At 68.7% G+C, this 12,294-nt stretch carries 7 protein-coding genes and 3 pseudogenes; 3 read left to right on the top strand and 7 right to left on the bottom strand.

From position 1 onward, the window contains the following. Positions 1-237 precede the first annotated feature (237 nt). The 7 genes and pseudogenes from ACFQE0_RS23175 to ACFQE0_RS23145 all read right to left on the bottom strand — a co-directional run bounded on the left by ACFQE0_RS23175 (position 238) and on the right by ACFQE0_RS23145 (position 8,821). Positions 238-2,240, bottom strand: a pseudogene (locus ACFQE0_RS23175) (family 2A encapsulin nanocompartment cargo protein cysteine desulfurase). Further along, positions 2,227-3,617, bottom strand: a pseudogene (locus tag ACFQE0_RS23170) (family 2B encapsulin nanocompartment shell protein). Before ACFQE0_RS23170 ends, ACFQE0_RS23175 begins: the two co-directional pseudogenes overlap by 14 nt. A 420-nt stretch (positions 3,618-4,037) precedes the next feature. Next, the gene (gene cysE, locus ACFQE0_RS23165; protein WP_378973859.1) at positions 4,038-4,886 is read right to left on the bottom strand and encodes a serine O-acetyltransferase; all 849 of its coding nucleotides are present in this window, start codon (positions 4,884-4,886) and stop codon (positions 4,038-4,040) included. An 8-nt stretch (positions 4,887-4,894) separates the two neighbouring features. After that, positions 4,895-5,101: a hypothetical protein gene (locus ACFQE0_RS23160; protein ID WP_378973857.1), complete on the bottom strand. Its 207-nt coding sequence runs from the start codon at positions 5,099-5,101 to the stop codon at positions 4,895-4,897. A 345-nt stretch (positions 5,102-5,446) separates the two neighbouring features. Then, the gene (locus ACFQE0_RS23155) at positions 5,447-6,784 is read right to left on the bottom strand and encodes an LLM class flavin-dependent oxidoreductase (protein WP_378973855.1); all 1,338 of its coding nucleotides are present in this window, start codon (positions 6,782-6,784) and stop codon (positions 5,447-5,449) included. 14 nt (positions 6,785-6,798) lie between these two features. Next, the gene (locus ACFQE0_RS23150) at positions 6,799-7,842 is read right to left on the bottom strand and encodes an LLM class flavin-dependent oxidoreductase (protein ID WP_378973853.1); all 1,044 of its coding nucleotides are present in this window, start codon (positions 7,840-7,842) and stop codon (positions 6,799-6,801) included. Between the two features lie 4 nt (positions 7,843-7,846). Next, the gene (locus ACFQE0_RS23145) at positions 7,847-8,821 is read right to left on the bottom strand and encodes an ABC transporter substrate-binding protein (protein WP_378975650.1); all 975 of its coding nucleotides are present in this window, start codon (positions 8,819-8,821) and stop codon (positions 7,847-7,849) included. 428 nt (positions 8,822-9,249) lie between these two features. On the opposite strand from ACFQE0_RS23145, the pseudogene ACFQE0_RS23140 reads away from it, so the two are divergent. The 3 genes and pseudogenes from ACFQE0_RS23140 to ACFQE0_RS23130 all read left to right on the top strand — a co-directional run bounded on the left by ACFQE0_RS23140 (position 9,250) and on the right by ACFQE0_RS23130 (position 12,251). Further along, positions 9,250-10,471, top strand: a pseudogene (locus ACFQE0_RS23140) (acyl-CoA dehydrogenase family protein). 9 nt (positions 10,472-10,480) lie between these two features. Further along, entirely contained in the window at positions 10,481-11,722 is a 1,242-nt protein-coding gene (gene soxC / locus ACFQE0_RS23135) for a sulfite dehydrogenase (RefSeq protein WP_378973851.1), read from the top strand. Beyond that, positions 11,709-12,251, top strand: a complete 543-nt coding sequence (locus ACFQE0_RS23130; protein WP_378973849.1) for a c-type cytochrome — start codon at positions 11,709-11,711, stop codon at positions 12,249-12,251. Before soxC ends, ACFQE0_RS23130 begins: the two co-directional genes overlap by 14 nt. Positions 12,252-12,294: the final 43 nt, after the last annotated feature.

The following is a 12,294-nucleotide window of genomic DNA, read 5'->3' as shown; positions in this document are numbered from 1 at the left end:
TACCAGACCGTCAGAAAACCACCCCGAACGGGCTTTTCGCTTCGGACCCCAGTGAGACAAATACCCGGGCTTTCGGTATTGGCCGCTACTGGCCGGAAGCGGCCAATCTGCTGATGAGATCGCTTACTGCCAAAGCGGACGAAGCGAAAATCTATCAGGTCGAGCGAAAGCCATTCGTTCGGGCTCGTTAGTTTCCGGACTCGTTCCGCGCCGACCCGTTCAGCCGGCGCGGAACGTTCAAGGCCGCGGCAGGGTGTGCAGCGCCCGCAGGAACACGTCCACATCCTCGCGGGTGTTGTAGAAAGCGAGAGAGGCCCGCACCGATTGGTCCACGCCGAAGCGGCGGAGCGCGGGGAGGGCGCAGTGGTGGCCCGAGCGCACGGCAATGCCGTGGGCGTCGAGATGGTGGGCCACCGCCTCGTTCTCCTGGCCCTCGACGGTGAAGGACATGACGCTCGCCTTCTCCCGGGCGGTGCCGATCAGGCGCAGGCCCTTCACCTCGGCGAGACCGGCCTGTGCATACTCCAGCAGGTCGTGCTCGTAGGCCGCGATGGCCGGTAGGCCGATGCTCTCCAGGTAGTCGATGGCCGCTCCGAGCCCGACGGCACCCGCGATGTCGGGGGTGCCCGCCTCGAACTTCTCCGGCGCGCCCTTGTAGACCGTCTTCGCGAAGGTCACGTCCTCGATCATGTGGCCGCCGCCCTGCCAGGGCGGCATCGCCTCGAGGAGGGCGCTCTTGCCGTAGAGGGCGCCGATCCCCGTCGGCCCGAACACCTTGTGACCGGAGAAGACGAGGAAGTCGGCGTCGAGCGCCTGCACGTCGAGGGGAATGTGCGGCGAGGATTGCGCCGCATCGACGAGCACCGGCACGCCGTAGGCATGGGCCAGCGCGATGATCTCCCGGATCGGGTTCACCGTGCCGAGGGCGTTGGCGACATGCGTCACCGAAACGATCTTCGTCCGCCCCGAGAGCAGGGCGGCGTATTGCTCGAAGATGATCTCGCCCCGATCGTTCACCGGGATGACACGGATCGTCGCCCCCGTGCGCTGCGCCAGCAATTGCCAGGGCACGATGTTGGCATGGTGTTCGATGGTCGAGAGGATGATCTCGTCGCCCGGCCCGATATTCGCCCCGCCATAGGAGGCGGCCACGAGGTTGATCGCCTCCGTCGTGCCCCGCAGGAAGACGATGTCGTCCTTGGTCGGCGCGTTAAGGAAGCGGCGCACGGCCTCGCGCCCGCCCTCGAACAGGTCTGTCGAGCGTGCTGCGAGCGTATGAGCGGCCCGGTGGATGTTCGAGTTGTGCCGGGCGTAGAACTCGCTGGTGGCGTCGATGACCGATTGTGGTTTGTGGGTCGTGGCGGCATTGTCGAGCCAGACGAGCGGGTGGCCGTTGATGCTCTGGTGCAGCGCCGGGAAGTCCCGGCGGACGCGTTCCACGTCGAAGGGCGCCGCCACCGGGCTCGACCCGTGCGACAGCACGCGTGGTGCGGGACCGGATGAGCCGGTCGGCTCGACGCGGGGGCTCGCCGGGGCCTTCCGGACCGGGCCGGGGCCGAGGTTCAGGAAATAGTAGTCGGAGAGATTCAGCCCCGCTGGCTCGGGCGCCCGCGGCAGGCGGCCGGTCCTTCGAAAACTCTCCTGCGCCTCGTCCACCCCCCTTGCGACGGGTCGGCCGGGACGAGATGCGGGGCCAGCGCGTGGGCGAAGGCGTTGGCGCGGGGGTGATCCGCCGCAATCTGCCGGTGCAGCTCGGGCCCGCCGGGGAGGGCCGCCGCGAGCGAGGGGATGCTCGGGAACGAGAAGTCCGGCAGGACCGGCCGGGGGCTCGCCGGGTGGACCGGCGGGACCGCGCCGACCTCGGCGAAAGCCGGGCTCGCAGGGGCGAGGTTCGGCACGGTCGGGCCGCTCAGGCCCGGCACCCCGAGCGGCGGCGCCCCGAAGGAGCGGGCGCCGAACGCCGAAACGTCGGGCTGAAACCCGGCGGGCAGCCCTCCGGCCGGAGCCGAGGGCGTCTCCACCGAGCCGCTCGGCAGCGGGGTGCCACCGAAGCCCTGCGGCAGGCCGTCGAGGGCCTGCGGCGCCTGGGGGCTCGCCGGCAGCATCGGGGCGAAGGGCTGGCTCGCCGCCTGACCTTGGCCATAGATCTCGCGGGCGAGGCGCCCGACGAGATCCGCATGGGCGAGCTCGCCCGTCGTCCCCGTGGGGAAACCCGACACCGGCACCTCACGCATAGTCATGGTAGTTGCCGAGCAGCACGTTATCGAGACGGGCGATCGCGTCCTCGACCAGCACGGCGGCCGAGAAGTAGCGGGTCACGAGGTGCGAGGCGATGGAATGGTCGTTGGTGCCCATGTAGCGCACCGACAGGCCGGGCTCGATCTCGCCGGTCACACCCGACTTCTGCAGGCCGACGACGCCCTGCTCGCCCTCGCCGACGCGCAGCAGGAGGATCGACGTTGTCTGGGCGCCCGTCACCTGGTCGATGTCGATCGGCAGCTTGTCGCTCGGCACCAGCGGCACGCCGCGCCATGTGATGAACGGGGCGCCGAACAGATGCACCACCACCGGCGGCACGCCCCGGCGGGTCGCCTCGCGGCCGAAGGCGGCGATGGCGCGGGGATGGGCCACGAAGAAGGCGGGCTTCTTCCAAACCAGCGTCAGCAATTCGTCGAGGTCGTCCGGGGTGGGCGGGCCGCCCCGGGTCGGGATGCGCTGGCGGCCCGTCACCTCGTTGAGCAGGCCGAAGGCCGAGTTGTTCAGGAGCTCCCACTCCTCCCGCTCCTTCACCGCATCCACGGTGAGGCGGATCTGCTCGCGCAGCTGGTCGATCTCGTTCGAATAGAGATCGGTGACGCGGGTATGGGTGTTGAGGATCGTCTGGATGGTCGAGAGGTGGTACTCGCGCGGATCGATTTCGTAATCGACGAAGGTCGTCGGCAGGCGCGGCTCGCCGGTATGGACGGCCAGGGCTCTATGCCCTGCTCGCCGTAGGAATTGGTGTGGCCCTTCAGCCGGTCGCGCTCCTCGCGATACTGGCCGATCCGCGAGCGGATGCTCTCGTCGTCCAGCGCCGAGCGGTCGAGGGTCAGCAGCGTGACGGCCGAGAGCGCCTTCACCGCCGGAACCGGCGCGCCCTCGTCGAGGAGATCGCCGTCGCCGAAATAGTCGCCCTTGGTGGCGAGCCCCTGGCGCAGGCGGCCCTTGTAGGGGCCGGACAGGGTCAGTTCGACGGTGCCGTCGGCGACCACGACGAGGCTGCGGTCGGCGGCGCCCTCCTCGCGGATGACGTCACCGGCCGCATGTTGGCTTTCCTTGAACTTGCCCGCGAGGCTTGCGAGTTCGGCATCGCCCAGGCGGCTGAACAGCGGCACGGAGCGGAGCGATCCGGAACGGATGGTGCGGCCCTGATCCTCGGTGGCGAGGTCGATCCGCCCACCCTTGGCGAGCACCACGGCGCGGCGGTTCACCCGGTAGACGCCGCCTGCCACATCGACGAAGGGCAGGAGGCGAAGAAGCCACCGCGGGGTATTCGCCGCGTTCTGGACCGAGGTGACGGTCGCCGTCGCTAGGTTGCGTGCCGCCGTGGCGCTGACGCTCAAACCCGGTCCGCTCATCGTCGTTCGTCTCCAGGAGGTATGCAGGCGCGCCGTTTCGGCCCGCGTGGAAGCGGGCAGTTCCGCAGTAAAAGCGGGCCGGTCGCAAATGTTCGAAGGATCGAGCGGCCCTTTATGGCCGCGAACGATCCGGTGGATCATAGAGTTGTAAGCGGAGCTACATTCGCTCATCACTGAATGGCCAGACTCGCTTTTGAGCCTTGCCAGCGATGCTTGACTATGCCGGGGCGCTGCCCGCGGTCAACAAAATGATCTTCTATATCTAGAGATAATTTGGAAGTTCGGTCCGTTTTGCTGGCTCATATCAAAACGAATTCTACGGCATCGGCGGTCTTTGAGGAAATTCATTCTCCAAAGACGCCCTTTGAGGGCAGAACCACGACGACATCGTTTTACGAGAAGGATTTTTCAGTCTGCAAGTCAGATCCCGTCCCCGAAGCCGAAGGACTGGTCCATGCTCTGCGCGGGCTCCTCGTCGGGCCGCAAGCGCGAGACGACGCGAGCTGGGACGCCCGCGACGGTGGTGTGGGCGGGCACGTCGCTCAACACAACGGCGGCGGCGCCGATCTTAGCCCCCTCGCCGACGCGGACATTGCCGAGCACCTTGGCCCCGACGCTGAGCAGCACGCCGCGGGCGATCTTGGGATGCCGGTCGCCACTCTCCTTGCCGTTGCCGCCCAGCGTCACCGATTGGAGGATCGACACGTCGTCGGCGACCACCGTTGTTTCGCCAATCACTACCCCCGTGGCGTGGTCGATGAACACGCCGGAGCCGATCCGCGCAGCGGGATGGATATCGCAGCCGAAAACCTCGGAGATGCGGCTCTGGACATGCAGCGCCAGCGTCGCCCGGCCCTGATGCCAGAGCCAGTGCCCGACCCGGTAGGCTTCGAGGGCGGCGAAGCCCTTGTAGAACAGGAACGGGTCCAGGTAGCGTCGGCAGGTCGGGTCGCGCTCGCGGATGGCGACGAGGTCGCGCACCGCATGAGCACCGGCCTCCGGATCTGCCTCGAAGGCCGAGAGGCACAGGTCGCGCATCGACAGGCGCGCGAGGTCGCCGTCGCCGAGCCGGTGGGCGAGGCGGTAGGCCAGCGCCTGGGCGAGGCTGCGCTGGTCGAGGATCGTCGCCTGGATGATGCCCGCGTAGAGCGGCTCCTCGATCAGGGCGGCCTCCGCCTCGGCGCGTAACTCCGCCCAGACCTCGGTCTCGGCGGTGCTGCGGCTGATCGCCCGGAGGGGCGGCTGGAGCGCGGCGAGGGCGGCGGTCATTGCGGCGATCAGTGCACCCGCCGGAACAGGTCCGGCAGGTAGCGTTCGAGCACCTCGTGACCTTCGAAGGCGACATCCACCGTGGCCGGATGCCCGCCCTGGCCGTGGATGCCGACGATCCGGCCCCTGGCGTGCCGCCAGATCCCGAGGGCTTCCGCGAGGTCGAGGCGCTCGAACACGACTTCATCCCCTCGCCTGATCGCCGATGCCGCCATGGCGTCCTCCTTTGCGTCCCGGATGAAACCCGCGCGATGTCCGAGCCGTGACCCTCGCGACGGGCTCTGGAAATGCCCTTCTGCCCCATCCTGGTCGGAGGGGAAGGTTTCGTTCGAACCGTGCCCGAAAGAGAGCATGATCTTCGCTAAATCGTTGTTATAACTCGATAATTATCGATCAAACCCAGTTTGGCAAGGGTTGTTCCGGGCCAGGGCGGCACGGAATCGGTCCGAATGGACACGGATCGTCCAGCCCTCGGAGGCGGGCTGATGATCGCCCTGACTGTCGGGCCGCCACTCTTGGCGGCGAAGCCTTTGATAGCCGGTCGGTCGCAGGCGCTCCGCTCAAGCCGAGAGCGAGCGCCCGGTCGCGGCGTAGCGGTTCGCGGGGCGGGCCAGCCCGAGATGGTCCCGCAGGGTCGCCCCGGCATAGTCCTGCCGGAACAGTCCCCTGCGCTGGAGGATCGGCACGACCGCGTCGACGAAGGTCTCCAGCCCGTCCGGCAGAACATCCGGCATCAGATTGAAGCCGTCCGCCGCGCCGGCCCGGAACCACGCCTCGATGTCGTCGGCGATGGCCTCCGGCGTTCCGACGACGATGCGGTGGCCGACGCCGCCGCCGAGCGCCCGCAGGAGCCGACGCACGGTCAGCTTGTCCCTCCGCGCAAGGGCCACGGTTCCAAGGAACATCGTGTGGTTGGCGTCCGGCGGGAGGGGCAGCGGGTCGGGCAGGGGCTTGTCGAGATCGAGCCGGGCCGGGTCGATCCGCAGCGTGCCGGCGAGCCGGGCGAGGCTGTACTCCACCGGCACGAGATCCCAGAGTTCGTCCTGGCGCCGCTGCGCCTCGGCCTCGGTGGAGCCGATCACCGTGGCGAGGCCCGGCAGGATCACCAGCGCGTCCGGGGGGCGCCCGTAGCGCACCGCCCGCGTCCGCAAGTCCCGGGCATAGGCCGCGCCGTCCTCGATGGTCTGGGCCAGGGAGAACACCGCGTCGGCGGTGGCGGCGGCGAGTTCGCGTCCATCCTCTGAGCCGCCCGCCTGAAAGGTGACGGGGCGTCCCTGCGGGCTTCGCGGCACGGTCAGCGGCCCCGCGACGGTGTAGTGCGCGCCGCGATGGTCGATCGCGTGGACCTTGGCCGTGTCGACGAACCGGCCGCTCGACTTATCGCCGACGAAGGCGTCGTCCTCCCAGCTGTCCCACAGGGCGTGGACGAGGTCGGTGAATTCCCGCGCCCGGGCGTAGCGGGCCCCGTGTTCGGAGGCGCCCGCGAAGCCGAAATTGCGGCCGGCGGCGGCATCTGCCGTCGTCACCACGTTCCAGCCGGCCCGGCCCCGGCTCACGAGGTCGAGGCTCGCGAAGCGCCGGGCGAGATTGTAGGGCTCGTTGTAGGTCGTCGAGGCGGTCGCCACCAGGCCGACATGGCTCGTCGCGGCCGCGACCGCCGCCAGCACGACAGTGGGTTCGAGGGCGTTGAACGGACGGTAGTCGATCCGGTCGTTGATGGCCGGCGTGTCGGCGAGGAAGATCGCGTCGAGCTTGCCGCGCTCGGCAATGCGGGCGACGCGCACGAAATGGTCGATGTCGATGAAGGCGTCGGGCCGGCTCTCCGGCAGCCGCCAGGCCGACGGGTAGACGCCCGAATGCAGCAGGTTGACGTTGAGGTGCAATTGGCGGCCGCTCATCGAAGCCCTCGGGGTCAGCGGATGCGGGGAATGACCTGCTCGGCGAAGCGGCGCATCTCCGCCTCGAAGGGCTGGAACTGCAGCATGAACAGCTCGATGCCGGCGGCATGGAAGGCGCGGATCCGTTCCGCGACAGTCTCGTAGCTGCCCACGAGCCCGGCCGCCGTGCCGCCATTGGTCCCGACATGACGGGAGGCCGCCGCGTCGGTCTTCGCAAACATTACGCTCGCTGCGTCCGTGCGGGCGCGGGTGTCGGCGCGAAGATCCGCGTCGCGCTGGGCGAGGGCGAGGAGCCGGGCGTGCTCTTCCTTCGCCTCCACGTCGGTGTCCCGCGCGATCACGAAGGCCGAGAGGCCGTAGCGTAGGGGCCCGTTGGCGGCCGGGCGCCGGGCGACGTCGGTGATCAGCGCGGCGACATCCTCCAGCGGCTGTCCGTTGATGAACCAGACATCGGCGTGGTCGGCGGCGAGCGCCCGGGCGGGCTCGGATTCGCCGCCGAGATAGATCGTCGGCCGTGACCGGAACGTGCCGGCGGGCCGGAGCTGGTAATCCTCGATGCGAAAGTGGTCGCCCTCGAAGGTCACGCGCTCGCCGCGCATCAGCCGGTCCACGAGGCCGATCCACTCGCGGCCATAGGCGTATCGGTCGTCGTGGGCAGGGAAGGGCAGGCCGGCGCGCTCGAACTCAGCCTTGTTCCAGGCATTCACGAGGTTCAGGGCAAAGCGCCCGCGGCTGATATGCTCGATCTGGAGGGCCATCTTGGCGAGCACCACGGGGTGGTAGAGCCCCGGCTTGATCGCCGCGATGATCTCGATCCGCTTCGTCAGCGCCGCGAGCGCGGCCGCGCCGGTCCAGGCTTCCAGCTGGTCACGCCCCGGATCGTAGGGATTCATCGTGTGCTGGGCGACCAGAACCGAATCGAAGCCAAGGGCTTCGGCCTCCAGCACGAGGGCGCGGTTGCGCCCCCAACTGGCGTCGTCCGGCTCGTCGGGATCGTGGTGCGAGGCACGGGAGCCGTGGACGGCGGCCCAGATGCCGAAGCGGGGAGGGCTCGTCACGGCCTCAGCCCCGGCCCGTCGGGATCGCGAAGATCGGCACGTCGGTCGCGTCGATCCGGCGGGGGATGAGCTTCGCCTCGTGGAACACGTCGGCGATGGCCTGCTGCTCGCCGAGCTGCGCCCGCTCCACTGGCTCCACCGCGTAGGTCCGACGGCTATTGGCGGCGGCCACGACGGCCGGCGGCAGGTCTCCCCAGATCGGGGCCAACAGGGCCACGGCCTCCTCCGGGTTCGCCTTCATCCAGGCGCCCGCCTCGACGAGGGATCGGTAGACGATCGCCACCACCTCGGGCTGCGCGGCCACGAAGCTGTCGTTGACGAGGTAGTAGCGGTGGTAGCTCGTCAGCCCCGTGCCGTCCGCGATGACCCTCACCGGGCGCTTGGCCTCGGCGAAAGCCAGGAACGGATCCCAAATCGACCACGCGTCGAGGGCGCCCTGATCGAAGGCCACGGCCCCCTCCGGCGCCTGGAGATAGGCGGGCTTGATATCCGCCAAGGTCAGGCCGGCGCGCTTGAGCGCGGCGGCCAGCACGTAATGACTGCCCGAGCCGCGTGAGACGCCGACCGTCTTGCCCTTGAGGTCGGCGACGGTGCGGATGGGGGAGTCGGCCGGCACGATGATCGCCTCGGCCGAGGGCGCGCCCCGCTCGCGGGCATAGAAGGTGAGGGGAGCCTTCGCCGATTGGGTGAAGATCGGCACGGCATCGGCCACGTCGGCATGGATGTCGACCGCGCCGGCATTCATCGGCTCAATGACGCTGGTGAACAGGTGCCAGGTCGGGGTGAAGCCCAGCGGGGCGAGGCGCTCGGCCAGCGTGCCCTTCACCTTAAGCACGGTGAACAGAACCGACGACCGCTGCATGCTGATCTTCACCTCGCGGGGCGCCGCGATGACGGGCGGAGCGCCGAGCGCAAGAACAGCCGCACCACCGAGGCCGCCGCGCAGGAGCGTGCGGCGGGAGGGGCCGAACCGGCCCATCATGTCGTCGGTCATCGGGCACTCGCGAATCGTGAAATGAACACAGGGGCAGGGCGCCGGAGCATCACGACCGGCGCGCGCCGTATTGAAGGCCAGCAAGGTGCGCCGGATCAATGAAACGAGTTTTCGATTCGTGGCACGAACGGAGGATTCTGTGCTCCGAAAGGAACATTATGAAAGACACCTCACTTTTCTATCCGCATTAGCACGACTCAATGCGCATTGAATTTGCACAAATGCGTCGGGGGAACGGTCTTTCAGCAGAGCGTGCCGTAGTAAAACGAAAATCTTCTTGTCGGGCTGCTCACGATGCGTCGATCCCAAAGACGAAATCTGACCGTGAATCCGTCTTGAGATCAGGGGCCGGCTCGCCGATTCCTCCGACAAAGGCCCCCGGGGCGATGTCGAAAGATCGGAAAGTCTAAGCCATGTCGCAGACGGATTTGGGCTGGGGTGCGGGGCCGAGCGGGCGCTACGAGACCCTGGCGAACCGATTTCGCCCGGTCTTCGCCGAGATCCGCGCCACCGCTGTCGAGCGAGACCGGGAGCGCCGCCTGCCACATGCCGAGATCGGCTGGCTGCGGGAGGCGAATTTCACCACCCTACGGCTCTCGCCCGAGGCGGGCGGCCACGGTGCCAGCCTGCCGGAACTCTTCGCCCTGCTGATCGAGCTTGTCGGCTGCGGATTCGAACGTGACCAATGCGCTGCGGGCGCATTTCGGCTTCACGGAGGATGCGCTCTGTTCCACCTCGCCCGAATGGCGCGCAGCCTGGATCAAACGGATCGGTGCGGGCGAAACGATCGGCAGCGGCGTCTCGGAGACCGGGCCCGCCAAGGTCGGCGCCTTCGACACGGTCGTGCGGCGACGGGACGGCGGGTTCGTGGTCGACGGGCGAAAGTTCTACACGACCGGCTCACTGTTCGCGGACTACATCCACCTCTCGGCGGAGGATGAGGCGGGTGGGCCGGTGACGGCCGCCGTGCCGGTGCGCGCGCCGGGCGTCACCATCGTCGACGATTGGGACGGGTTCGGGCAGGCGCTCACCGCCAGCGGCACCGCATCCTTCGAGGGCGTGGACCTCGACCCCGCGCTCATCAAGCCGGACCCGGCCCGCTTCCCCTACGCCATGGCGTTCTTCCAGCTGGTGCACCTCGCGACGCTCGCTGGCATCGGCCGGGCGGCGGCGGACGACGTGGCGCGTCTCGTGGCCGAGCGCACCCGCGTCTACAGCCACGGCAATGCCGGCCGCACTGCCGACGATCCGCAGATCCAGGCCGTCGTCGGGCGGGTGCGGGCCAACGCCTACGCGGCGGGCGCCGTAGTGCTCAAGGCCGCCGAGGCGGTGCAGAGGGTCCACGATGCGCACCAGGCCGGATCGCCGGAGGCGGAGCGGCATGCGACGCTCGCCGATGTCGAGGTCAACCAAGCGGTGAGTGTGGTCACCGACCTGATCCTCTCCGCGACCACGAGCCTGTTCGACGCGCTCGGTGCCTCGGCGGTGAAGGTGGGCGCCGGGCTCGACCGGTACTGGCGCAACGCCCGCACCATCGCCTCACACAACCCGCGCATCTACCGGGACCGCAGCGTCGGTACCTTCGCGATCTCCGGCGAGGCGCCACCCCGTCAGTATCGCGTCGGATCGGCGTGAGACGAGGCCATGAGCGACAACGACACGACGATCCCCGCCCGGCGGCGCTTCCTCGTCCAGGGTGCGGCGGCGGCAGTGGGCGCGGTGGCGGGTACCGCCCGCGCTGAGGAGACGACCCCGCCCGGTATCCCGGACTGGATGAAGGTGCCGGGCGCCGACACGGGCAGCCAGCCTTACGGCACGCCCTCGCGCTTCGAGGCCGGGATCATCCGCAACGTCCCGAAGGGCCTCAAGCAGTCCATTTCGGCCTCCACCCGCACGCCGCTCCAGGAGCTCGACGGCATCCTCACGCCGAACGGCCTGTTCTACGAACGCCATCACGGTGGCATCCCGGACATCGACCCGGCCCGGCACCGGCTCATGATCCATGGGCTGGTGGAGCGGCCCCTCGTGCTGACCATGGAGGATATCCGGCGCTTCCCTTCGGAGTCGCACATCCACTTCCTCGAATGCTCGGGCAATCCGGGCTTCGAAGCGATCAAGGGAAAGACGGCCTCCGATCTCGTCGGGCTCGTCAGCTGCGCCGAGTGGACAGGCGTTCGCCTCGCGACGGTGCTGCGGGAGGCTGGGCTGAAACCGGAGGCGAAATGGGTCGTCGCGGAAGGCGCCGACGCCGCTGCGATGACCCGTAGCATCCCGATCGAAAAATGCCTCGACGACGCGCTGCTGGTCTACAGCCAGAATGGCGAGCGGCTGCGCCCGCAGCAGGGCTACCCGCTGCGCGTGTTCCTCCCCGGCTTCGAAGGCAACATGAGCGTGAAGTGGCTGCGCCGTCTCAACGTGAGCGCGGAGCCGGCCTATTCCCGCGAGGAGACCGCCAAGTACACTGACCTGATGCCGGACGGCACGGCCCGGCAATTCACCTTCGTGATGGAGGCGAAATCGATCATCACCCGGCCCTCCGGGACCCAGCGGATCGGCCCCGGCTTCCACGAGATCACCGGCATCGCCTGGACCGGGCGCGGTCGCATCCGCGCGGTGCGGGTCACGACGGACGGGGGCAAGAGCTGGCGGGAGGCGGCGTTGCAGGAGCCGGTCCTGAACCGGGCGCTGACCCGCTTCCGCTTGCCCTGGACCTGGGACGGCCAGCCGACGACCATCGCGAGCCGGGCCATCGACGAGACCGGCTACGTCCAGCCGAGCTTCGAAGACCTGACGGCGGCCCGAGGCCTCAAGTCCTTCTATCACAACAACGCGGTGGTGCCCTGGCGCATCGCCGCGGACGGTGAGGTCGCCAATGGCTACGCGTAACGTCCGGGTCCTTGCAGGTGCCCTCCTTGCGCTCGGCATCGGCGGCGCGGCGAGGGGCGCGGAGCGTTTCGGAATCGGCCGCCCGGCGACCGAGGCTGAGATCGCGGCCTGGAACATCGACATCGACCGTGACGGGCGGAAACTCCCGCCCGGAAGCGGCAGCGTCGCCCACGGCCGCGAGGTCTTCGAGGCCCAATGCGTCTCCTGTCACGGCAACCGGGGGGAGGGCGGAACGGGTGAGCGCTTGGCCGGGGGACAGGGCACGCTCGCCTCTGAGAAGCCGGTCAAGACGGTCGGGAGCTTTTGGCCCTACGCGCCGACGCTGTTCGACTATATCCGCCGGGCGATGCCGATGAACGCCCCGCAATCGCTCAGTGACGACGATGTCTATGCCGTTTCAGGCTACGTTCTCCACCTGAACGGGCTCGCGCCCGAGGACGCCGTGTTCGATGCGCAATCGCTCGCGGCCACGCGCATGCCGAACCGTGACGGTTTCGTCCCGGACCCCAGGCCGGATGTGAAGCCCTGATCGGTGGGCCGTGGAGAAATGTGTTCCGCCACCCCGAGGATCG

The organism is Methylobacterium komagatae (assembly GCF_042661665.1).
In the GTDB taxonomy this organism is placed as follows: Bacteria; Pseudomonadota; Alphaproteobacteria; order Rhizobiales; family Beijerinckiaceae; genus Methylobacterium; species Methylobacterium komagatae.
This window is presented reverse-complemented; position numbering and strand designations above follow the sequence as displayed.

Bases quoted from the DNA above. Each gene is read 5' to 3' on its own strand.
- ACFQE0_RS23145 (WP_378975650.1), bottom strand. From the start codon at position 8,821: ATGGGCCGGTTCGGCCCCTCCCGCCGCACGCTCCTGCGCGGCGGCCTC.
- soxC (WP_378973851.1), top strand. From the start codon at position 10,481: ATGAGCGACAACGACACGACGATCCCCGCCCGGCGGCGCTTCCTCGTC.
- ACFQE0_RS23130 (WP_378973849.1), top strand. From the start codon at position 11,709: ATGGCTACGCGTAACGTCCGGGTCCTTGCAGGTGCCCTCCTTGCGCTC.
- cysE (WP_378973859.1), bottom strand. From the start codon at position 4,886: ATGACCGCCGCCCTCGCCGCGCTCCAGCCGCCCCTCCGGGCGATCAGC.
- ACFQE0_RS23160 (WP_378973857.1), bottom strand. From the start codon at position 5,101: ATGGCGGCATCGGCGATCAGGCGAGGGGATGAAGTCGTGTTCGAGCGC.
- ACFQE0_RS23155 (WP_378973855.1), bottom strand. From the start codon at position 6,784: ATGAGCGGCCGCCAATTGCACCTCAACGTCAACCTGCTGCATTCGGGC.